The organism is Enhygromyxa salina (assembly GCF_000737335.2).
GTDB classification, from domain to species: domain Bacteria; phylum Myxococcota_A; class Polyangia; order Nannocystales; family Nannocystaceae; genus Plesiocystis; species Plesiocystis salina_C.
In genome coordinates this window covers 1-22,281 of record NZ_JMCC02000094.1, presented here as the reverse complement: position 1 = coordinate 22,281, position 22,281 = coordinate 1, and the positions used below count along the sequence as shown (strand labels likewise).

Here is a 22,281-nt window from a genome sequence, read left to right as displayed (position 1 = left end):
CCTCGGGCGTGTGAGGCGCCCACCCGGGCGTGTATAACCGGGCGCCCATGAGCTCGTCCCAGTCGCTGAATCCGGCCCAACGCGCCGGTGTCGAGTACCGCGGCGGGCCCTTGCTGCTGCTCGCTGGCGCTGGCACTGGCAAGACCCGCGTGATCACCCATCGCGTCGCGGCGCTGATCGACGAGGGCGTGCCGGCCTGGCGGATCTTGGCGGTGACCTTCACCAACAAGGCCGCCCACGAGATGCGCGAGCGCATCGCCGGATTGCTCGGGCTCGGGCTCGACGAGCTGCGCCGCGATGGTCCGTGGATCGGCACCTTCCACTCGATCTGCGCCCGGATCCTGCGGCGTCACGGCGAGGGCGTTGGGCTCTCGCGCAACTTTGCGATCTACGACGCCGACGATCAAAAGAGCCTGATGCGGAAGGTGCTCAAGGCCCTCGACATCGACCCGCGCATGTTCTCGGCCAGCGCCGCGCTCGGGAAGATCGACGCCGCCAAGAACCTGGGCTGGGGGCGCGAGCGGCTCGGGGATCTTGGCTACGGCGAGCCCGTGCTCAGCTGGACCCGCCGGGCCTGGGCGATGTACGAGGATCAGCTGCGATCCTCGGACGCCGCAGACTTTGGGGATCTGCTCACGCTCACCGTGCAGCTGCTGCGCAACGCTGGCGCGCCGCCAAGCTACCCGCCCGCGCAGGCCAACGCCGCGAGCACGCCAAGTCGCACCGTCAAGCTCCACACCGAGCGCGAGCCGGCCGCGGCTGCAAGCGCCAAGGTCGACCCGGTCGTCGGTCTGCGTCGGCGCTTCTTTCATGTGGTGGTGGACGAGTATCAGGACACCAACCCGGTCCAGGCCGAGCTCGTGGATCTGCTGTGTGGCGAGCGCGCGCAGCTGTGCGTCGTGGGTGACGACGATCAGGCGATCTACGGCTGGCGCGGGGCCGACGTCGAGCAGATCCTGCGGTTTCCAGATCGCCACCCCGGCTGCGAGATCATCCGTCTCGAGCAGAACTACCGCAGCACCTCGCTGATCCTGGACTGCGCGAACGCGGTGATCCGCGACGGCCCGCGGCGCCACGACAAGCAGCTGTGGAGCGAGCTTGGCGCTGGCGAGCACGTGGATCTGTACGGGTTTGACGACGAGCGCGAGGAAGCGCGGTTTGTCGCGCGCACGATCCAAGTTGCAATTGACGACGGCGAGAGCCCGTCCGAGATCGCTGTATTCTATCGGACCCACGCGCAGTCGCGACCCCTGGAAGAGGCGATGCGCCTGTATGGGATCCGCTATCGCATGTTGGGCGGGATCCGCTTTTATGATCGGCGCGAGATCAAGGACCTGGTCGGGTATCTGCGGCTGCTGACCAACCCGGCCTCGGATCTGGACTGTCTGCGGGTGATCAACGTGCCGCCGCGGCGGATCGGGTCCAAGACAATCGAGCGGCTGTCGAGCTGGGCGGTGCGCAACGAGAAGTCGTTCTATGAGGCAACCGGCCCGGCCTCGAAATACGGCGAGGACGCCGGCTTGGGCAAGGCCGCGCGGCGTGCTGTCAAAGAGTTCCACGATGTCGTGGCGCAGCTTGCGATCGACGCCCAGAACCTCGCGCATGATCAGATCGCCGCGTTGGTGCTCGAGCGCACCGGCTACACCGAGTCGCTCGAGCAGGAGCCCGACGGTGAGACGCGGATCGAGAACCTCGAGGAATTTGTTGGCTCGCTCGAGCAATTCGTGACCGAGCAGCCCGAGGCCAGCCTGGCCGAGTATCTCGAGCAGATCTCGCTGGCGACCTCGGGCGATGACGAGAGCGCAGACACGGCGATTACCCTGATGACGATCCACTCCGCGAAGGGGTTGGAGTTTGATCGGGTCATGCTCACGGGGATGGAGGACGGCGTGTTCCCGCACATGCGGGCGCTGCGAGAGGGCGATCCGAGCGCGCTGGAGGAGGAGCGGCGGCTCGCGTATGTGGCGTTGACGCGGGCGCGTCGCAGGCTGGCGATTAGCTACGTGCGGTCGCGGTTCTTGTGGGGCGAGAGCAAGCTGAACATGCCCTCGGAGTTCTTGCGATCGCTGCCGGACGCGGCGGTGGCCAGGCATGGGTTGGCGACGAGTCGGCGGCGGCGGCCGGCGGCCAGGATCGCGCCGCAAAAGCGCGAGCCGCAGTGGGACGACGAGATCGAGCTCGAGCCGGAGTACGCGGGGTCGGGCGCGATCGGGCGCAAGCAGCCGGTGGCCGCTACGGCTGAGACCGTCGAGTACGATAGCGTCGAGTACGACCCGGTCGAGTGGTTCAAGGGCATGCAGGTGCGGCATCCCAAGTTTGGGGTGGGGACGGTGCTGTCGTGGTCGGGGGCGGGGGAGCAGCTGAAATTGACGTTGGTGTTTGGGGCGGCCCGCAAGACCATCATGGCCCGCTTCTGCACACCGTTGTGAACTATGACCCCCACAGGCGCTTTCGCACTTCGCAGGCCTTCGCCCGGTGTGGAATGCCCTCATCTCCCCCGCGAATGCAAAATTGAGTTCGTATGACCAACCACCGTTCTGGGTCCGAAGTAGCATATGAAGAGTGGGAGCAGGGGCGTGCTCGGACTCTCACCACGAAGACGTTTCAGCGCGTTCAACCGTCATTGCCGCAGGATTCTCTGTTTTATTGGAGTTCAGTCGGCGCCGTTGATTGGGGACCCAAATTTTGCGATGAATACAACGCCGAAATTGCAAGGCTGATCGAGGAACGCGGGGTCCCTGATTGGGCGCCAGGTCTCAGGCGCTTAATGCCCACTGACTGCCAGGCCGCGCTAGCCAAGTACGAAACAGAAGATACAGATTTCCTGTCCGACGCGCAGCGCTGGCTTGTGGCGAGGATTTCTGGACTAAGGGACTCGATTGCACCTGTCTCTGCAGTAGCGCATATTCCCGACAGGGGTCTACTCCTGACCGTGCGAAGGACGCCGCAGCGGCTGTACTTCGATGTCTTCGACCTTCTGGAGCTGAAGTACATGTCTCACTATATTGTTGATAGTTAGTCTCGTTTTCACGCGCGAACCTCAAGTCGAGAATGATCGACAGACGTGCCTGCTTAGATCCTCTCGCTTTTGTGGGGCATGAACCGTTCCATGGTGGGTGCGTCTCCACTTGCGTGTCGTGCTTTGTGAACTGGGCCGCCTATAGGGCGCAGAGGGCGCTCTTGGCGGAGAATTGGGCTCCTACAGGAGGCCGCTTGCGAACGGGGTACGGCCCCAGATGCCGGTGGCTCCGCTCGAGGCTTCGAGGGCGCGTTCGTGGACCAGCTCCCAAGTGACGGTTGCCTCGTGTAGCTCGGGGGGCAGCGTGAACTCGACGGTGGTCGGGCCGTCGCCAACTCCAACGCGATTGTCGAGGTGCTCGATGCGGATCACTTGGCCCTCGCCGACCCGCCGTGAGCCAAAGTGTCGGGCCAGCAGCTGCTGCGCCGACCAGCTCGGGCTGATTTCGTCGCTGTGCAGCTCCACGCTCAGCCGCCGAAACAGATCCCCGGTTGGGAACGCATGGCCGACGACGCGCGGCGAGAGCTCGAGCACGACGCGGCCCGGCTCTGGCCGTGTCGCCACAATCGCGACCGCGGCCCGCAGCATGCTTGGCTGGCCGACCACGGCGAAGCCATGATCGAGATGGGTCGCGCCTGGCCCCGAGGGCGCGGAGAGCATGTGGCAATTTTGGCAGCTCTCGTTGGCGAAGTCCGAGCGCGCGTGCTCGCTGATCGTCCTTTGCATCTTCAGCGCGTGGCCGGCCCGGCCGAGGCTGGGAAACCAAAATTCGTGGCAGCCCGCGCACGCATCTGGCGAGGCGAATTCAGCCGAGCGTCGCAGCGCGTGCGGAACTTGGCTGTCGTCACCGTCTGCGTGGGGCCCCGCGAGCACGGCCGGGTCGCGGCCGGTCAAGTGACACGATACGCAGGCGACCCCGGCAGCCGATTCGCGCGGGGTTGGCTCGTGCAAGGGGTCAGCCTCGGGCGCGTGGCAGGCTCGGCAAAAGCTTGGGTGGCGCTCGCGCTCGAGCGCGGCTTGAAACATCGGATCTTCGTAGGCCCCCCGATGCAACGAGTGACTCCACTCGCTGGCCACGTCGGCGTGGCAGGTCACGCACTCGTCGTTGCGGTCGAGCCGGGACGCTCCAGCTTGGTCACCCGTGCGCGGGCCCCGGGCGGGGCCGGGCATCGCGGCGTTCGTGCTGACGACAGTCGCGGTCGAACCATTGCGGGCCTGGCCCAGCGCCGCGGCCAGCCCCAGCGTCACGAACACCGCCGCAATTAGACCACGCCCGCGCATGTCAGCCCTTTGGCGTTGGCTTGCGAGCACGCAGGCCCGCGAGCTCGGCGGGGGTCATCTCGGGTTTGGCGATCGGCTCACCAGCCGCGAACGCCGAGACGAGATCCGGCCGCTCGAGCCACTTGGAGAGCTGCTGGGCGTCGAACTCGGGCACCGCCCACGCGTCGGTGCCAATCCGAAACGCGAGCTCCAGCCCAGGCGCGGCGCCCTGATACTGACCGGTGTCGGCCAGCCACGCTCCGTCCGCGGTCCACGTCAGCACCCGCGCATCGACGGTTCGCATCAGCTCACCGCGCTCGTCGTTCATGACCCACCGCCAGCTAGGATCGATCTCGCCGCCCTTGTCGAGCACCGCCGTGATCCGCTCGAGGCCGGGACCGGTGAGCGGCTTGCCCGTGCTCGCGTCGAACACGAGCTCTGGCTGGCCGTCGCCAACGAAGATCGCCCGGCCATCTTGGCGAAACGCGAGCTCGGGCCCGTCGCTCGCCCAGCTCGCGATCGGCTCGCCGCCCGGCAGCGCGACCACCTGAACCTGGCCTTTATGGAGCATCGCTAGCCGATCACCGCTGGGCGAGAACGCGACGTCGTCGGGCATGACGCCTGGGACGCGCAGGATCACCCCGCCCGCGCCAAGCTCGATCACCTCGAGCCCGTTGTTGGTGAGCAGCGCCAGACGCTCCAGCTCTGGGCCAAGCCGGCCATCGAGCACCGCGAGCACGTCGGTGCGTGGCTGCTTGCCCGTGCCGAGCACGGCGTCGACGACCATGAAGCCCGCGCCGTCGAACAACGCCAGCGCGCCGCCGCGGGACCACCACCACGACATTGGTTCGATCGGCAGCCGGGTGGTCGCGCCTGCGTTGCGCAGCACGGCCACGTCGCACTCGAGCAGCTCGGTGCCGTGACCCGAGGCAATGTCGATCAGCTCGCAGTCGGGCGGCGTGGGCGTATGCAGGGTCGCGCAGGCCTCCGAGCAGAACTCGCCGCCCAAGCGCGCGGCGTCACCCACGAAGCCGTAGACCGATACGTCGACCACGCTGTCGTACTCGAGCGAGTCGATCGCGACCCCGGCGCGCCGGCCCAGCGCTGGGCTGGTCAGCGTGGTCTCCCACTCGACCATGGTCGTGCCGCCGTCGTAGTCCTCGTGGTGGATCGCCACGGCCCAGTGGGTCGCGCCGTCGGTGCGCCACTCACCTTCGCGGTACAGCGACTCGCCATAGTCACCGTATTCCTCGAACGACTCCCAGCCCATGTGGCTCTGGCGCTCGCCGAGCCCCTCGAATTGCAGCGTTGTCGTGGAGCCGGCGCGGCGCTCCGACCACTCGTGGGTCCAAAACGCCCAGTTGAACTCGGGGTCGAACAACACGAACGCGTCCGCGGGAGCGGCCTCGATCGCACGAATGGTGGTTGGACCGTCTGGACCCACGGCCAGCATGTGGTGGCTGATCGGTCGGTGGGTCGAGATCTGCTGAGCCTCGTCCCACTCACAGTCGTATTCGTAGGAGTATGAGTAGGGGTCGCACTCGACCGGGAACCCGATCTCCGTCCACGCCACGGTCGCGCCAGCTTGGGTCCAGCCAAGCTCGAGCGCCTCGAGCTCGCCATGCACGGGGATCGACTCGGCGTGGATCTGCGTGGCCGTGTCCGCGTCCCAGATCTCCAGCCGCGCCGACTCCTGCCACACCAGCGCGAGTTCGTGGCCTTCGCTCGACCAGGTGATGTCGTCAACGGTTGCGCAGTCGGGGCAGGGCAGGTCCCGCAGCTTGCGGCCGGTCTTCTCGTCGATGATCGCCACACCTGCGCTGGTGTCGAGCGTGAGCTGTCCGTCGGCCGAAGAGTCGTCACGCAAAAACTCGCTGAACGTGACGGGCGCCAGCCACTCGTCGCAGGGCTTGGTGTTGTCCTCGAGGGTGCGGATCAGTCGGCCGGTCTCGACGTCCCAGATCGTGCACGCGCCCAGCTCGGTCGACGCGAGCCGCCGCCCGCCGGGCTCGAAGGTCCACAGGTCGATCTCGGCCGCGGCGGACTGGGGGACGGCGACGATCGGGAGCGTGCCGGAGGGACCGTCGAGCTCCGCGATCGGGCCGGGCTGCGTTGGCTCGGTCGTGGTGTCCGGTCCGCCGCGGTGACATGCCGCGACGGTCCAGGCCAAGCATAGCGCCGTGTTGCGTACGCGGTGGGTCATCCCCGCACCATAACACCAGCGGGCTTGTCTTTGCCCACCTCTGACGCCGCTCTCGCAACGCTTCGATCGCGTCCCAGCTGAGCGGGACCTCGCGCGCCTTGTCGGACTTTGGTGAGTCGATGACACCGATCCGTGTGTAGTTGAGTTCGACTCGAAGTTGACGCTGCTCGAGACGGACGTGGTCCGCCCAGCGCAGCGCCAGCATCTCGCCTACCCGCAAGCCCGGGCGGATCGAGACGATCAAATATGGGTACCAGCGTGGCTCGTGCTTCCTCACCGCGGCGAGGAATTGCTCGGTCTCCTCGAAGGTGAGGAAGTCGAAGGGCTGCTTGGGTACCCGGAGCTTTTCGATCTCGGGGGCGTGGTTGATCAGCTTCCACTTGTGGGCGATCCGCCGCGCGCGGCTGAGGACCGTCAGGTGGTTGTTGATCGTCTTGGGCTTGAGGCCTGCCTCGGATCGGCGCCGGGTCGACTTGACCGCTGCGTCCCGTGTGGGGTCAGACAGCTTGGTGACCTTGTAACGGTCGATTGCCCGTGCTTCGATCTGATCGAGGCGCAGGTGGCCGAAGGCAGGGACGAGATGGTGCTCGAGGAATCGAGCGCTTGGACTCGAGCTCCGTTGGTTTGTTGAGTGTTGCTTGGTAGGCCGGGAACTCGACCGCGAACTCGGCCAGCGTGGGGGCTGGCTTGGGTTCGGGGGCCGGCTGCACGCCGTTGTTGTCCTTTGCTTGAAGATCGGCGAGCAGCCTGTCACGCACTTCGCGTTCAAATGCCTGGGCCGCCCGCTTGGTTTGGATCGGACTGACCTTGCGGACCCGTTCCGTCCGTCTGGGAGTGATGTGGAGATGTCGATCATCCACTTGCTTCGCGATGAGCGTTTTACGGCCATCGGTCAACTCGTTCGGTTGAGGTGACACGGGGTTGACGGAGCCAGGATAACACAATTCCGCTCGACGATCAGGCGTCGGCCGATTCGTTGGTGGGGGACCTGGGTAGGGTGGGCGGCGCAGTAGACGGACTTGCGGTTGACGCCGAGCAGGGCGGCGACCTCGTCGACGGTGAGGACCTCGACGTCGAGCGGAGTCGCCATCGGACCATTCTGGCGGCTGCGGTTACTCCTGCCAACGGCCGCGTGATGGGGACAGTTCGATTTACTCCTGAGTTGGCGAACTACGGCGAACCAGTCCGGCCCGTCGTGGGTACGGCGTGCATACATTCAGCGTCAGGATTCGCTCGCGGTGCTTAAGTGTTCGCCGATGTATCCGATAATTACGCGTTTCGTAACATCGTCCGCGGCAAAATGGACACGCCAACCCTGTGGGCCAATTTTCGAATGCCATCGAAACATCTTCCGCTCTCCAGACCGAAGAATGAATACACGCTCATGCCCGTATTTGTTGATCGTGGTATTGGACTCGTCTGAGCACCGCAAGTCAAGGCCATCTGCAAACGCGCCGCCACGCGCACTCCACCCCTGCGCGCACTGGCCAAGCGCTATCACGTGTCGGATGACGTGCGGGAATACGATCTCAGACCCTCGAAGGGCGCGGAGTTGGCGTTCGGCAGTGTTTGTAAATTCAATAACCGGGCTAAAATCAATTGTCGCCTTCTCAAACAGAACTCCACCATTTGGAAATCCACGGAGCACGCGATTGTCGAGCCACCCGCACCGAGCCTCAGAACTCTGCTGCGAGTACAGGTTTGGGGTCTCTACAACCTCTTCCTCGAAGTTAGCGTCGTTCCCAGCGAGGCGCTGAAGGCGCACTGGGATTGGATCTCGTGTCCAAGGCGCGTTTCCGAGACTGACAGTAGCTGAGTCGCAAGTTGCGGCGACTTGAAAGCCTCGGACCGATTGGTCGAAGACTACGGCCTCGGCTAAAACGTCTATGTCCATCTCCTCAAGGTACTCCTCGAGTGTTGGAGCCTTTCCGAACACTGTTCGAGCATACAGCCTCTCGTCGAAATCGACCTCGGTATCATCGAGCCACCGCCCCAGCGAGTACCCCCCGGCAAGAAATGCAGATAGCACCTCAGATCCGAACACAACGCGCATCCCTGGGCGGGCAGAAGCCCTTAGTACGTTCACGAATTCAGCCATGCGCGACCGCGCACTTTCCAAGTCGGGCATCGGCATGAGGCTTCGCTCGTTGAAGAAAAGGTCCACGTTACTCCTTCCGCAGCAGCTCAGTAAGCGAGGTTTCCCATTGGTCGAAAAACCCCGCCGGCCACTGGGTGAGGCGTCCGCTGGGGTGAACGGACGGTGAGACGACCCGCACACGGTCGTTCTCGCGTTCGAAGTAGTGCATCGCAACATCCGTCGGTTGAATTAGCTGACGTTTGACCGAAAGACGGACACCATTCATCAGATGATCGCTGTGAGTCTCTATGAGGACGCGAACGCCATCCGATACAATACGACTGAGAAAAATCCCCATCTGGGTTTGCCCGCGCGGATGAAGGTGTGCCTCAGGATTTTCTACGATGAGCCAAGAGCCGGGAGGCGCCGCCAATCCGGCAATGATGATTGGCAGCACGTAGGTGATTCCGAATCCAACGTTTGTGGGCCGGAATCCCCGGCTGGTCCAACGATCGGCGACGAACGATATGGATAGGCGTACCCGATCCATTTCCTCGTACGGCACGACATCCAAGCGTGTTCCCGGACTGATCTCTCCAAGCCATGCTTCAACCTGGGGCCGCAGTGTGCTGCCCGCCGAGTTTTGATGGTGTCGCTGTTCTCGAACAGAGGTATCGGTGTGTACGGCCAAGAAATGGACGGCGTACTGTCCTCGTGGACCAACTTTCCCCCGGCGGCGCACCCAGAGGTCCGACATCTCAAAAGAAGGTCGTGGCCCAACACGCTCACACTCAAGGTACGTGAGGGAGTTCTCACCGCTGAAGTGGCTTGGGTCGGCACTGCCCGGGGCGCATTCCAAGAGGGTCGCTTCCGGCCGGCCATACGCGAACACATACTCGCATTCCCCGATTGCTACTGTGACCTGCTCTTCGTTGGCTCCCTCGAATAGAACGTCCCGCGCGGTTCCCAAACTGATGTGTTCCCCGTTAACGGAGAACCCGTTGCTGTTCGACTGGGCGATGCCCAAGATCGATTGGATTACGCTGGATTTCCCCGAGCCATTTACCCCAGCGAGCAATGTCATGGGGGCGAGCGCGATCTCAAGTGCATCGAAGCATTTAAAGTTGTGGAGCCTGAGAGTCTTCGCCATTAGCGAGCACCTCCTTGATCAGTTGGTCGAGGCGTTTGTACCGTACCACGATTTTTCGCGGATCACCTGTGCTCTGAGACACGGCGCTGTCGAACTCCCTGTCATTCATGAGCACCCTAAAGCCACTTTTTAGCTCGTTCCGTCGTTTGATGAGAACGCTAGCGTCGGCGTCCGTCAGCCGCGCCAGGTGAACTGCCCACGTCTCGAAGAGAGCTTTGTTTAAAGGTCGGCGACTGTCGGTTTCCGAGTAGCGCTTCCTGAAGGCGTCCACACCGAAGATCGCCTCAGCACGAGTCATGGCATTGAGAAAATGTCCTCGGAGATCATCAAGTTCTTTCGTCGATGCGCTGTTGAGTTCACGCATCGTTCGGTGGAGAAACTGGTCGACCTCCTCAGTGATTCGCGGAATGTGTCCGGCCCGCCAAAATGCGAGGAACCGTAGGACGAACTCCCGATCAGTCATTCGGGACGAACGGATTCCGTCGGAGATTGCCGAGCGGAACTTCGTCGACGCTGCCAATTCTTCCAAGAGGTCGGAGGCTGGGCCCTGGTTCAGTGCGTGCCGGATCTCTTGTGGCGACAGGGGCATGCCGCCCGTGTTGATTCGCTTGAAGATGTTGAATTTGACATTGTCAGGAGTTCCGGGCCGGATAACATATACGGTGACTTGGGCCTCCTCGATGCGCCGTTGAAGGCGGCGGGGAAGGTCATCGAACGTTGCTCCTTCGTGTTCGCTCAAGAACTCCAGGTCTGTTAGAGCCAGAGTCTTGTCAAGTGCGAAGTCTCGGATGGTGGAGAGCCTCTGAAGTCCATCAACGACGAGCCACCGGTCCTCGTCTGTCCCGTCCATGTAGAACGCTGGTAGCGGTATTCGGATGATCAGGCTTTCAATTAATCGGCTCTTAGCTCGCTGCTTCCAGACTTCGGCTCGCTGAAAACTCGGCGACAAGTCGATTTCATTGTTGCCGAGTCGACTGAGTAGGAGCTGAATCGTCATAGGCCGGAGTTCTACATCCACCTTTGCCGGATCAAATGGACTCGGTGTCTCATCGTCCGAGAGTTCCACTTCGACGCCTCCTTCATCTTCGAGCGGAGGTGGTGATTTGGGAAGTGGCTTGGGGGGCAAACTGGGCAGATCCTCCCAATCGGAGGAAGGAGCCAGTTTGATCACAACCCGAAATCCCGAAGGTCCTCGGGTCCAACTTGCGACGCCCTCGCGTGCCTGTTGCCCGCCATTTGGCGCCCGCCGCAACAGTCCATGGAGTCGGTACAACTCGGGCATCCCTTGCGCTACGTAGGTCTGCCCAGCATCGTATGGTACGTCCTCATATGACGTCGCGTTGTCGAAGGCGAGCGCTATACTGTCGGCTGACTCCGAACCGGCCTCACGAACCGAGGGCGGGACGCGCAGAATGCGCGCACGGATGTCGTTCCGACTGATTCGACTCGTCCACTTCACGGTGTTTTCGCCTCCCGGATGTTGAAGATTGTAGCACGGTTTGGTGTCGGGCCGGAGATACACAAGCGAACCTAATTGGGCTCCGTCCACTCCTGTGGGGGCCGCCAGGGCTTGCCAGACGGTCCTAACTCGATTGGGGATCCTGCCTTGTCGGAACTTGACTGTGCGGGCCTCTCGTGCTGCTGCTACGCGCCAACTCTGTCTCGTGTCACCGGTTGACCTCCCTCGTCCGCTTCACCCATGCAGTAAGCGTCGAGCGTGGCACGCTGAGCGCCCTGGCCGCGTTGCGACCCGAGCTCGCGTCGGTGATGACTTGGCCGAGCAAGTCAGCCACCATCCGATCCCAGCTGTCGAACTGGACCGTGTAAGAGTCGGCCACACTTGGTGGGTCGATCGCGTTGTCGCCGTCGACCGCCCCCCGCTCGACAGGTCGAGAGACGCGAGGGGCTGCGGTGTGTCGCCGGTCGGGGCGATAGGCCAGGGAGAGCTCGCTGCGTACGGCGACCTGTTGTGGATCGGGCAAAATGACCAAGCCTGGATCGGATGCATCTGACTCACCCTGGATCGCCAGACTTGCCCACTGGCCACTGAAAGTTCCTGCATACCGGTGATGAACGGAGCGATTGGGCTCACGGTCACAAGCGGAGTGCTCCTGGCGATAGGCATCTCCCTCCAGAATCTCAACATGAGAGCCGCCGGATCTACTTGGACGAGACACGACCCCCGTTTCCCGATACAGCACTTCCTGCTTAATTCGTAGCTGCTGGCATAGGATCGGCAGAGGTTTTGGCAGTTGCGTCGGCGGTGATAGTAGGGCGTTCGCGGTGCCCTCGTTCGGCGTGCTGATCGGCCAGCGACGTGGGTCTACGAGACGTCGAATATCCAGCGGCCGCGGGTGGCCAGAGCCGCGCGGTGCCGTAGCGCGAGGGCGGTGCCGTAGCGGTGCCGTGCGGGTGAGGCACACACCGGAACACCTCGGACCCAGACGGGACGAGCGAGAGCCAGAATCCTCAGCGATCTCAGCAGTCTACGGTCCAACCCCGCGTCACCATTGACGCTTCTCAGACTGCCAAGATCAGGTTCGAATCCCGTCCCCCCGGGCGGCAGCGATCGCGGTGAGCCCCCGGGGCGCAGCGGCAAAGTGCGACCTACGTCCCCCCATGATCCACATCGTCCGGCTCGGTCACGCTTGGCGCCAAGAACATCACCACCGCCATCGCCAGATACCCCTGCGCCCACCCCAACCGACCGGGGTGCTTCCACGGCGCGAACACGTCGAGCACGGTGTCGCCCATCGTCCACCGATACCCATGCATCAACCCCACGCTGGACAACAGCGCCGCCGCCAGCAACCACATCCCGGCGATCGTGAATTTACGCTCGATGATCAGCACAGTGACGGTTGCCAAAATCATCGCGGTGAAGATGAAGCCCTGCTCCAGCGCGAACGCCCCGTCGATCCACGTGTCGCCAACCGAGAACGCGGCGACCAACGACTCGTCGAACGGCCGCTCGGGGTTACCCATACCGGCGGCCCGCAGCCCGTTCTTGGCCATCAACGCCCCCCAAGCCGCGACGCCCGGCAGCAGGCCAATCACCACCGCGGGCGCGTGGGCCTTGGGCGTGACCTGAAACGCCTGCGCCGTGATCACCACGCCGATCCACAGCACGATCGCCATTCCAGCGTCGACGGGGACCACCCACGTGATCCACGCGAGCGTGCCGGTCAGGCACACGAAGGTCACGAACACCGCGTTGAGCACCGAGTAGCCCGCGCGCGCGCCCATGGCCTTCCAGCCCGGGTGACCGATGTAGATCGTCGTGGGAAAGCACGAGCCAAACAGCGCAGCGACAATGCTGCCAGCGCCGTTGACCGCCAGCGAGGGCACGACCGGGTAGCGATCCCCCGCGGCCTCGGCCGACTCCAGGTTTTGCAGGCTGCCGACCACGTTGAACAGGCCCATGGGCACGATCACCGCAAAGTAGGCAGCGAGCATGCCGGGCTCGGACAGGGCCGCGAACACGTCGCCAATCACCGGGATCGGGAGCATCAAGCCAGCGCTGTTGACCGGCGCTTCGCCAGCCGGAGCCATGCCGATCGCCCACGCCAGCGCCGTACCAATTGCGACCGCGACCAGCCCGCCCGGCAGCCGACCCTTGAAGCGGACCCGACCAAAGTACACCAACAGCACGATCGCCAAGGTCGAGAGCCCGACGATCGGGTGCGCGAAGGTGCGGAACAAGAACCCGAGCGAGATGAAGCCCAGCGCGATCCCGGCGAGGGTTGAGAGCAGCGCGGCGCGTGGGGTGATGCGCCGCAATTTTTCGGCAACGAACGAGCCGCCCAGCTCGATCACGCCCGAGCCAAGGCACGCCAGCAACCCAGCCTGCCAGGCGATGCGGGCCGGGTCTGCAGCGCCAGCGGCCTCGGCCGCGAGCTTGGCCGGGAGCATGATCAAGAACACGTGGGCAAACAGCGAGATCGTGTTGATGCCGTAGGGCAGCGCGCAGACGTCGTCGCGGCCGGTCTCTTTGGCCAGCTTCATGGCTTGGCGGGCGTAGAACAAGTTGCCGACGACCAGCGAGATCGCGGCGCCCGGCAGGATCGTGCCGCGGACCAGCTCGTCCGAGAACCCCAGCACGTAGGGCGAGCGGCACAGCGCGTCGATCAGCAGCAGCTGAACCAGGTTGTCGAGCGCGAGCCCGAAGAAGCCGTCAATGTCACCGCGGACGAAGGGGCGCACCCCCGCCGGATACCACGAACGCTCGTGGACACGCTATCATCGCGACCGAACTGTGAGCGACTTCGAAGCCCTCCCGACCCCGATCCTGCACTCGATCAGCGCCGAAGACGGTTGGCTGCTGCGGGTCTGGGACTTCACCCCCGCACACCGGCGACCCACCGTTGGCGTCGTCGTTGTGGGCCACGCCATGATGGCCGACAGCCGGACCATGTGCCGGCCGGACCGACCCACGATCGCCGCGGTGCTGGTCGCCGCCGGGTTTCGCGTGTTGGTCCCGGATCTGCGCGGCCACGGCGAGAGCGGACCCACGCCGCGCCAAGGCGGCGATTGGGACCTCGACGCGCTCGTGCGCGACGTTGGCCACTACGTCGACCTTGCCGCGGCGCTCGAGCCCGAGCAGCCGGTCGCCCTGCTTGGCCACAGCGTGTTTGCCTACGCGGCGCTCGGCTGGCTCGGGCAACAGTCACAATCGACCGTGCGAGCGATCGTGGCGATGAGCTGCTCGGTCTGGAACAAGCGCTTCGAGCCCAGCAGGTGGCGGTGGTGGCTCAAGCGTCTGGTGATCTGGCCGCTGGTGTTGATCTGCGAGCTCGTTGGCTACGTGCCCGCGCGGCGCCTGCGAATTGGCTCAGCCGATGAAGCTCGCAGTTTTTGGCGACAGTTTCACGGCTTCATGCGCCGGGATCGCTGGGACTCGCAGGACGGCACCGTCGACTACTTTGCCAACCTCGAGCACATCCACGCCCCCATGCTGCACGTCATGTCCGAGGGGGATCTCCTGTATGCCCGCCCGGCCGCGGCGGTGCGGCTGAGCGCCGGGATCCGCCAGCGCGAGCTGCTGGTGCTCGGCCGCGACGACGCGCCCGGCGAGCTCGCGCGGCTACGGCCCAATCACATGGGGATGGTCACGGATCCCAAGACCAAGCTCGCGTGGCACTGGGTCGCTGGGTGGCTGCGGCGAAGCCTGGGGACCGCAGGTCTTCTATGACCCCATAGATGACATGGGCTCGCAGGGCTAGAAAAGCGGGCTCTCAGACCCCGTCTTCGGCCGTGTTTGCGGCGGCCGACCTGTGGCCTCCAAAGCTATTTTTCTAGCAGCTCAGCCCACCGTAGATGGTCGGGGGCGACCCGGTGAATATACACTATCCTGGCGTCCAGCTTGGTGTCCCGCGTCTCACGAACAGACGCAGGCGACCTGGTCGCCGAGACCTGGGTCAGAGTGGTCCGTTGGCACCGAGGTGCTCGCATCGGGTGTTCGCGTTTCTCATCGCCAGTAAGTCGTCACCAATGTCCAGAGCGCTGCGGAGCTGGGATTCCGTACAACACGGTGCGCTCGCGGCTTGGACGTGGCCGGGCGCAGGTGCTCTGCGCGGCTCACCGCCAGCGCGGTGATGGCAAGGTCGGCGACAGCGCTCGAGGATCCGACAATCTCGAGTTTTTCAAAAGCGAGGGCAAATCACGCAACCTAAGCTTGCCCGATGGTGCGCAGTTTAGGCTCACATCTCTATACTGGCGACAGATTGAAAAGTACGGTGATTGGGATGAGGCACGTGCGCTTCGAGACCAAGAGCGGGAGTTCGATGAGGAGTCTTGAATCACGCGGAGTAGCCCCACCCGAAGGTCTTGCACCTGCTTATCCGCACACCTGGATCGATGAGTAGGAGCCCTCCCGTCGCTGGGGATGTTTGAGGTCGAGCGGAAGCGGATCGGCCACATACACGGGGAGACGAGGTAAGCTGTGGCAGACATGCGGACGAAGCAAGATGGCGCCCAAGGCGAGCGTGTCGCTCAGGCGCTGCTCTCGGGTGCCGGCTTTTCAGCGTTCACGTTCTCGACCAGTTTCAGTCTTCGATTCTCGCGGGACCGGCCGGGCTCGCTTCTGGGCTACCCGCTGCCCGCCGAAGTTGAACTTGACCTCGATGCTAGGTGGTGGCTCGATGACGAACAGGAGTGGAAGGCGAAGGTCGCACGTCTCGCGCCTGAGGGGGCGGTCGAGCCCGAGGAGCCCGTTCAGGCATACGAGTTGGCCGCTCTCAGGTGGACGGAAGGCACGACCGTTGTCTCCGTGGTGGTGTCCGCGGGGATGATCTCTGTTCGCTTTGGAAACGGTCGTCTTCTCACTGCGACCGGGAATGCCGAAGACGATGGCCGCGCATGGACATTGAGTGAGACCGGGGTTGCGGAGAAGTCCGCAAGGTGGTCCGTTTGCTCGGAAGGAGGTGTGATATTCGTTCGAGCACCTTGTTTGAGCGAGTAGTGCCGCCGTGCCGCTGATCTCCCGATGGCTTCCCCCACGGGTACCCCTCACTCTAGACAATGAAGGCCATGACACACTACTACTGGTACAAAGCCTGCTCTATCTGTGATGGACAGGGTCGTCTTCTTCTCTTTATGGACCTTTTCAGGAAGGAACTGTATCTTCATTGCGAGGAATGCGAGTGTGGGTGGCGGGACCCGGAGAAGGCGGAGCGAAAAGAAGCCGGCTTTTTGACTCTGGACGAGGATTTCGAGGCAGAGGCCGCCACTCGAGCTGACATAGATAAGTGTGGGTGGCAGAAATATGCGGTGAATAGTTTTGACAAGGAATGACGGCACGCCACCCTCGTCGTTGACGTGATCTACGACAGAGCCGAGGGCAATGCGCATGTCGCTAGCCCTCGTCAGCGTTCAGCCCGCAGATTTCGTGGTCCAACGGACCATCCCTCGCGCCACCTTGTTCGATGCTGGCACCTCGCGCCGGCCTGCGCGACCATATCGTGTGGCCAAAGCTCCTCGTGTTTCACAGGTCTCCTCCGACTTCCACCAAGCCGTCAGTCTCGCGCTCGTCGAGGGGCTTCGCCGCGTGATCGCCGAGCACCCGTCAATGACGGTGGCGGACCTCCGCGCACTGCGGGACGAGCATCCGATGCTTGACGGTCTCCCACTCGATGACTTGCTCAGCGAGACGGCCGCCCAGGTCCAACCGAAGCAACGGCGCGCACCGGAGGTCAGCGAGGCACTCCAAGTCCGACAGCCACGAGTGGGTCAGCGCCTTCGGCAGCTGCGGGAAGCAGCCGGCCTGGCACGGGTCGATTTGACCGAGGCCGTCGGTGTGAATCCGAGCGCGCTCGTCCGCATGGAGGCCGGATGCAACGTCCGGGTGTCCACCTACTTTCCGGTGATCGAGCACTTCATCGAGGATGATCCCGAGGCGTGGATGATCGCGGACCGGATCGTGCTGCTCGAGCCTCACGACCGCAGCAAGCTGCTCGCCGCGCTCGAGGCCGTCGAGCTCGAGCGAAATCCAACCGGATGAAGCCCACAGAAAATCTTGCGCGTAGCCCCCGCCTGTCCTGTACCATCGCGCGGTGTTCAAGATCCACCAGCTCGCGCCAACGATTCCGCTGCTTGTCGGCCTCGCTCTGTTCGCGCCCCCGTCCGAGGCATCCCCGCCTGCGCCGCGCCAGCAGACCGATACAAAGGCCGCGAACAGAACGCCGCCGCCTCGCAAGGTGATCAAGTTGTCGCCGGAGGTTCAGCAGCGTCTGAGTCGCGCAACCGTCACGCGTAAAGCACGGAGCTACGTACCGCTGACCAAGCAAGACGTCCGTGCCCGCATTTCCGCGGACCAGCGACCCGCGCGGGCGACCGCGAAGGCCAAACCCAAGCGAGTCTCCAACACCGAGCTCACCAACGAACTCAACGCGGTCGAGCGCAAGCTCAACAGCCAAGGCTACACGCTGCGCGACAACCAGACCGTGACCTACCACGAGCACCAGCCTGACCACGCCACGCTCGAGCAGCAGGTTCGGCGGATCAAGAAGGTCACGCAAACCAAGCCCGCCCGCGCGCCCAGTACTGCCAAGCAACTACGGTCCAAGGTCCGGCGCACAGCCAAGCCGCCGGCCCGTCGCCGCGTTGGTACCGGCGCCAACACCAACGGGTTCTATGCGCAGCAAGATTCGGGTTCGGCCGCGGCCGACTTTGGGTGGACGCCGAGCGTAGGCGAGCCTGCGATCGGGTCTGCATTCTTGGACACGCGCGCGAGCTTCTCGGGCAGCATCGGCGGAATGGATCCCGGGCTGCACGGCAGCGTCGTGGTGCGGGCTGGCGCCTACGTGTTCAACCAACGTGTCGACGCGCTGCGGGTCGACGCCACGTTGACCGGCACGCTCGACGGGGCCTACGAGGCGGACGTGACCGCGATGCTCGGCGGCGTGTGGGAGGTTCCTCTCTACAACAAGAAGAGCACAAAATCGATTGACGATACCGATTCGCGTGACCTGTTCGACTTCGACCGGACCTTCCACACACAGCTATACATCGTCGGGTATCCGGTCGACCTCGACTTGACCGTGCACCCGACGCTCAGCGTCGCCTTCGATCTGGCGCTGAGCGACGGGATCCTGATCGGAAGCCTGCGACCCGAGGTCCGGGTCGAAGCCACGCTCGAGGCATACTTCAACGCGTTGGTGGCGAAGGCCGGAGCTGGCGGCAGCGTCGTCCTACTCGCGGCGAATCCCGAGCTGACCGGAACGGCATACCTCGTCAACGAAGATGGCCAAACCGCCGTACACGCGAGCGTCGAAGGATGGATCCGTTGCCGCTTCCTCGAGGGTCGACTCTACGCGGTTCTCGATCTAGGTGTGGGGTGGTTCTCGAAGAGGTTCGAGCACGAGTTGATCGACTACGCTGGTTGGGCGGTCGAGTATCCCTTTGTCGAGTGGGACAGCTCGACCTCACCGTGACCCACGGGCGACGGTTTGCGGGTGCACCCGTGCTGTCGTTGGCGCTCGCGCTGGTGGCAGCTTGCGGGTCCGAACCCACGCGCCCGGTGTCTGTCGAGCACGCGCCCGCGCTCTGGTCGCTGGATTACAGCTTCGTCGTGCGCAGCGTTGGCGTCGCCAACTCAGCGCAGCCGCTCGTGCTCGACAGTGTTGCCCGCGGTCGGCTGACGGTGGTGTCGCTCGACGAGCCGCCGCTCCTCGTGGGCTCGCTCGCCGTCGATCACATGGAGCTGCGCTCGGGCAACCAGACGCTGGCACGTCTCGGTGCTGGCGAGTGGTCCTACCTCGCTCGTCGCGGTAGCGACGGCACGATCGACGCCGTGTGGCTGGCGGCGGACATGCCCGCGGAGGCGCAGAGCCTGACTCGCTTCTTGATCGCCCAGCTCCAGACGCCGACGCCGGGGATCACCGCCTCGCAGGAGCAGACGCCCACGGGCACGGTAGACGCCCGGTATCACCACTTCGATCTTCAGCTGGCTCGGTTCAGCGTTCGGACGCGACGTTCGCCAGCGCGAGCGCCTGACCTGCGCGGCGCGACGATTTTCATCGCGGATGAACGCGGTCCAGTGGTGGTCGGCTCGGGCCAGATCACGTGGGCCAACCTCAATGCGGGCGACAACGTTGGGTCGATCACCCTCTCATCTGCGGTGCGCGGATCAGCGACCCCGATCCCCGACTCGGCTTCATCAACGCTGCGGGCGCAGATCGAGACGCTCAGCACCGCCCCGCCGGTCCCACTCCGGGATCAGCCGCTGAGCAAACACGAGCGGGATGCGATACGGCGCGAGACGGAGTCGTGGGAGTCGGTCAGAGCCCGCCTCCTGAGCGCGGGCGCCGACATGGATCCCACGATCGTGGACCGCGCTGCTGCGCACATGGCTGCTGACGAGACGCTCGTCGGTGAGCTGCGGGCGCTCGCCACCGATCCATCCACACCGCAAACCGCCGTCGTCGCCATGTACGCAGCGTTGGGAGACTGCGGCACGCAGCCCTGCCAAAATGCCCTCACCAGGGAGCTCGACCGCAACGGTACGGTGCGAGAGCAGGTCATCGCGGCGCTGACTCGGGTCGTCGAGCCCTCGGTCGAGACCATCGATCGCTTGCTCGAGCTCGGGGATGACGGCCACGAGGTGACCCGGGCTTCGATTGGAATCGTGCTGTCGCGCTACGCCGAGAGGGATCCGGCAGATGCAGGCGCGCGAGTCGAGCAACTCGTGGGTGGACTCGATCGGTGCTCTGATCGGCTCGATGGGTGGTTTGGGTTGCTCGGCAACGCCGGGCTTGCGGAGGCGAAGCCGGCCTTGCTCGCGTGTCTCAACGCCCAGGTGCCCGCCGCTCGACGGGCGTTGGCCGCTGGCGCCATGCGGCGGATCCCCGGCGCAGACGTGACTCATGCTTTGGTTCGGCTGGCGGTGGACGATCCGAGCCCGACAGTCCAACTCGCGTGCCTTCGGGCTCTGGTGGTCCGCGACGTTGGGGATGGCGACTTTGCTCCGATCGTCGCGGCCGGCATCGACGGCTGGCCAGTGCCGGCGCTGAACCAGTTGCTCGACATCATCGAGAACGTCGACGCGAGCGGGGAGGTTGTGGGGTCGCTGCTCGAGGATCTTTCGCGTTCTGGACATGAGGAGGTCGCCGCGCGAGCTCGGCGGTCGGCAGAGGGCCTCGATCCATAGGCTGATCCGTCGTGCCTCGGAAGCCGGCGAGCCGCGCCCAAGAGTACGGCCTCAGCTCCGCGAGCGGGGCCAGCTACGACACTCTGCGCCGCTCAATGGACCGTAGACGACGCGACCGAGCGGCTTCTCAGCGCCGCCGCCAGGCCTACGACAGCGCAGGAGTTGCCACCTCGATCGCCTACGACTTCAAGGGCCAGCCAGTCAACATCCGAGCAGCGCCGGCTCGTCGCTGGCAAGTCCAGCCCGACTACATTTCCGCGATCGCCCCGCCGCCGCCCCGCTGCTGGACACCGAGGCCTTCTCAACCTCCAGCGAGCGCGAGCCCTCGGCCGCGTGCGAAGGCCATCTCGCCAGACAAGAGTGAGGACGGGCGAGCGGCGGCGCTCAGAAGTAGCCAGCGATCGTCGACCCGATCTGGCCAAGCCCACCGCCAAAGTCGGACGAGCAGATCGAGTAGACGGCCTGGTCGCTCTGTGGCCCGAGCTCCTGAACCACGCTCCACATCCGCACGGGCGGGACGCCCCGGATCTCGCCCACCGCGTTGCTGCCAGTGCAGGCGACATCGATCCCTCGGTAGTCCTGATCCTCGCTGTTGGTGTTGGCGTAGCTCGGCTGGCCGTCCGCGCCGACCCCCAAGATCCCGAAGGTCACGACTGGGCCGCCCGCGCTGTAGGCGTCGATGAAGCCTTGCACGGGGAGCATGACGGCGAGATCGGGATCGCTGGTCTTGTCGCCGTCGACGTCGTAGTCCGCGGGCACGCAGGTGTCGTAGCCCGAGGGATCACCCACACACTCGACACCGGCGTTCCAACACACCGCGCTGCTCGGAAATGCGGTGTCTGGATCGGACCAGAACACCCTGTTGCCGTCGACCTCGAAGATCGAGTCGAAGGTCCGGTTGCTGGAGCAGTCGGCCTCCTCGCTCACGAACACGATCGCCAGCAGCCGGCCGTCCTCGACGAAACCGTACTGGTCGTCTTCGGGGTCGCGCGAGCGCACGAGCGCCCGCCGGGCAGACTCGAGCTGGGATTCGAACCCGCAGCCGTTGATGCCCTGGGGCACGACGCAGGCCAGCAGGTCCGGGAGCGCGGGGTCGCCCGACAGATTGTTGGTGCCGTCGCCGGCCGACTCGATCCACGGGCGACTCCTGGGCGTCGGGTCGCTGGCGGTCTTGGTCGGGTTGGTGCCGACGTCCGGGACTTGGCAGATGTCGTAGCAGAGTTCATCGCTCAGATCGGTCTGTCCGTTGTTGAAGAAGAAGTTGCCGATCCGAGCTTTGCAGATCGAGAAAACCAGGCTGCCGAGCTCTGGCGTGGTCGCGCCCGGTGGGCACCACGGGTTGCCGCTGTCGGTCGTGGTGATCCCCAGCCGCCACGGGATCCCTGCCGCCTCGAGCGGCGCGACCAGCTCGTACGCGTGGTCGGCCAGCACCCGCTGTGCAGGCCCCATCTGGCCGCTGTTGTCGACGACCAAGAGGAGCGACACGGCCTCGATCTCGACGACCGGATCCCCGTCGCCATCGCCGCCTTGATCTTCGCTGCCGGCCTCGCCCGCGTTGGACTGGCTACCGATGCAGTACCCCCCCGCGCAGGTCGCCCCCGGGCCGCAGTCGAGGGCAGACTGACAGGTCCCGCACGACTCGCCCGTCAGCTCGGCGACCATGTTCAAGGTGTCCAAGGTCTGGCGGCAGGCATCGCGGCAGCCTGCCCACTGCTTGGGATCGGCTCCCCAGCACGAACCGCCGACGCCGAAGATCGCCACGTACTCGTCGCGGACCTCGGGCGCGAGCTGAGTCGCGCAGTCGATCAAGGTGTCGCAGACGCCACGGTCGAGCAGGCTGGAGGAGTCATCGCTCGCGCAGGCGCCAGCGATGAACGAGAGACCGAGCAGGCTCGCCCGGCGGCGGAGAGTTCTCGAGACAGAGGTT

Annotated in this window: 17 protein-coding genes; 9 read left to right on the top strand and 8 right to left on the bottom strand. The window is 64.6% G+C overall.

The window, feature by feature from the left end; genetic code table 11:
* Positions 1 to 47: 47 nt before the first annotated feature.
* Both DB30_RS30450 and DB30_RS30445 read left to right on the top strand, forming a co-directional pair.
* Positions 48 to 2,429 carry an ATP-dependent helicase gene (locus tag DB30_RS30450; RefSeq protein ID WP_052555595.1) on the top strand — a complete coding sequence of 794 codons (2,382 nt, stop codon included), beginning with the start codon at positions 48 to 50 and terminating at the stop codon, positions 2,427 to 2,429.
* A 92-nt stretch (positions 2,430 to 2,521) separates the two neighbouring features.
* A complete protein-coding gene (locus DB30_RS30445) occupies positions 2,522 to 3,019 on the top strand; it encodes a hypothetical protein (protein ID WP_165704027.1) in 498 nt (165 codons plus the stop codon).
* 180 nt (positions 3,020 to 3,199) lie between these two features.
* On the opposite strand, the gene DB30_RS30440 is transcribed toward DB30_RS30445, so the two are convergent.
* Complete coding sequence (locus tag DB30_RS30440) at positions 3,200 to 4,300, bottom strand: multiheme c-type cytochrome (protein ID WP_146661300.1); 1,101 nt, start codon at positions 4,298 to 4,300, stop codon at positions 3,200 to 3,202.
* A 1,838-nt stretch (positions 4,301 to 6,138) separates the two neighbouring features.
* A complete protein-coding gene (locus DB30_RS43245) occupies positions 6,139 to 6,759 on the bottom strand; it encodes a site-specific integrase (protein WP_420870686.1) in 621 nt (206 codons plus the stop codon).
* Between DB30_RS43245 and DB30_RS42530 the strand changes: the two genes are divergently transcribed.
* Positions 6,640 to 7,113, top strand: coding sequence for a hypothetical protein (locus DB30_RS42530; protein ID WP_052555588.1), 474 nt, complete (start codon positions 6,640 to 6,642; stop codon positions 7,111 to 7,113). The genes DB30_RS43245 and DB30_RS42530 overlap by 120 nt on opposite strands.
* A 261-nt stretch (positions 7,114 to 7,374) precedes the next feature.
* On the opposite strand, the gene DB30_RS30430 is transcribed toward DB30_RS42530, so the two are convergent.
* From DB30_RS30430 to DB30_RS30410, 5 genes are all read right to left on the bottom strand, one after another.
* A complete protein-coding gene (locus DB30_RS30430; RefSeq protein WP_146661296.1) occupies positions 7,375 to 7,572 on the bottom strand; it encodes a helix-turn-helix domain-containing protein in 198 nt (65 codons plus the stop codon).
* A gap of 132 nt (positions 7,573 to 7,704) precedes the next feature.
* Positions 7,705 to 8,580: a hypothetical protein gene (locus tag DB30_RS30425; RefSeq protein ID WP_146661294.1), complete on the bottom strand. Its 876-nt coding sequence runs from the start codon at positions 8,578 to 8,580 to the stop codon at positions 7,705 to 7,707.
* Between the two features lie 67 nt (positions 8,581 to 8,647).
* Positions 8,648 to 9,709 carry an AAA family ATPase gene (locus DB30_RS30420; protein ID WP_052555581.1) on the bottom strand — a complete coding sequence of 354 codons (1,062 nt, stop codon included), beginning with the start codon at positions 9,707 to 9,709 and terminating at the stop codon, positions 8,648 to 8,650.
* Complete coding sequence (locus DB30_RS30415) at positions 9,678 to 10,775, bottom strand: GmrSD restriction endonuclease domain-containing protein (protein ID WP_165704025.1); 1,098 nt, start codon at positions 10,773 to 10,775, stop codon at positions 9,678 to 9,680. Before DB30_RS30415 ends, DB30_RS30420 begins: the two co-directional genes overlap by 32 nt.
* 1,541 nt (positions 10,776 to 12,316) lie before the next feature.
* Complete coding sequence (locus DB30_RS30410) at positions 12,317 to 13,912, bottom strand: SulP family inorganic anion transporter (RefSeq protein WP_052555575.1); 1,596 nt, start codon at positions 13,910 to 13,912, stop codon at positions 12,317 to 12,319.
* Between the two features lie 52 nt (positions 13,913 to 13,964).
* On the opposite strand from DB30_RS30410, the gene DB30_RS30405 reads away from it, so the two are divergent.
* The 6 genes from DB30_RS30405 (at position 13,965) to DB30_RS30380 (ending at position 20,354) form a co-directional block, all read left to right on the top strand.
* Positions 13,965 to 14,900, top strand: coding sequence for an alpha/beta fold hydrolase (locus tag DB30_RS30405; RefSeq protein ID WP_052555573.1), 936 nt, complete (start codon positions 13,965 to 13,967; stop codon positions 14,898 to 14,900).
* A gap of 759 nt (positions 14,901 to 15,659) precedes the next feature.
* On the top strand, positions 15,660 to 16,169 hold the full coding sequence (locus DB30_RS30400) for a hypothetical protein (protein ID WP_052555571.1): 510 nt from the start codon (positions 15,660 to 15,662) through the stop codon (positions 16,167 to 16,169).
* Positions 16,170 to 16,237: 68 nt separating this feature from the next.
* Positions 16,238 to 16,501 (top strand): hypothetical protein, encoded by a 264-nt coding sequence (locus DB30_RS30395; RefSeq protein ID WP_146661288.1) that lies wholly within the window; start codon positions 16,238 to 16,240, stop codon positions 16,499 to 16,501.
* 49 nt (positions 16,502 to 16,550) lie between these two features.
* Positions 16,551 to 17,207, top strand: a complete 657-nt coding sequence (locus DB30_RS42975) for a helix-turn-helix domain-containing protein (RefSeq protein WP_146661286.1) — start codon at positions 16,551 to 16,553, stop codon at positions 17,205 to 17,207.
* Positions 17,208 to 17,259: 52 nt separating this feature from the next.
* Positions 17,260 to 18,639, top strand: a complete 1,380-nt coding sequence (locus DB30_RS30385) for a hypothetical protein (RefSeq protein WP_052555567.1) — start codon at positions 17,260 to 17,262, stop codon at positions 18,637 to 18,639.
* On the top strand, positions 18,615 to 20,354 hold the full coding sequence (locus DB30_RS30380; RefSeq protein ID WP_052555565.1) for a hypothetical protein: 1,740 nt from the start codon (positions 18,615 to 18,617) through the stop codon (positions 20,352 to 20,354). Before DB30_RS30385 ends, DB30_RS30380 begins: the two co-directional genes overlap by 25 nt.
* A gap of 384 nt (positions 20,355 to 20,738) precedes the next feature.
* Here DB30_RS30380 and DB30_RS30375 read toward each other — a convergent pair.
* The coding region (locus tag DB30_RS30375) for a hypothetical protein (protein WP_165704023.1) at positions 20,739 to 22,281 on the bottom strand (1,543 nt) is incomplete at its 5' end.

What these genes read in the sequence shown, in the direction of transcription:
- DB30_RS30440 (WP_146661300.1), bottom strand. Translation starts at nt 4,300, where the DNA reads ATGCGCGGGCGTGGTCTAATTGCGGCGGTGTTCGTGACGCTGGGGCTG.
- DB30_RS42975 (WP_146661286.1), top strand. Translation starts at nt 16,551, where the DNA reads ATGCGCATGTCGCTAGCCCTCGTCAGCGTTCAGCCCGCAGATTTCGTG.
- DB30_RS30450 (WP_052555595.1), top strand. Translation starts at nt 48, where the DNA reads ATGAGCTCGTCCCAGTCGCTGAATCCGGCCCAACGCGCCGGTGTCGAG.
- DB30_RS30400 (WP_052555571.1), top strand. Translation starts at nt 15,660, where the DNA reads ATGCGGACGAAGCAAGATGGCGCCCAAGGCGAGCGTGTCGCTCAGGCG.
- DB30_RS30395 (WP_146661288.1), top strand. Translation starts at nt 16,238, where the DNA reads ATGACACACTACTACTGGTACAAAGCCTGCTCTATCTGTGATGGACAG.
- DB30_RS30425 (WP_146661294.1), bottom strand. Translation starts at nt 8,580, where the DNA reads ATGGCTGAATTCGTGAACGTACTAAGGGCTTCTGCCCGCCCAGGGATG.
- DB30_RS30430 (WP_146661296.1), bottom strand. Translation starts at nt 7,572, where the DNA reads ATGGCGACTCCGCTCGACGTCGAGGTCCTCACCGTCGACGAGGTCGCC.
- DB30_RS30445 (WP_165704027.1), top strand. Translation starts at nt 2,522, where the DNA reads ATGACCAACCACCGTTCTGGGTCCGAAGTAGCATATGAAGAGTGGGAG.
- DB30_RS30420 (WP_052555581.1), bottom strand. Translation starts at nt 9,709, where the DNA reads ATGGCGAAGACTCTCAGGCTCCACAACTTTAAATGCTTCGATGCACTT.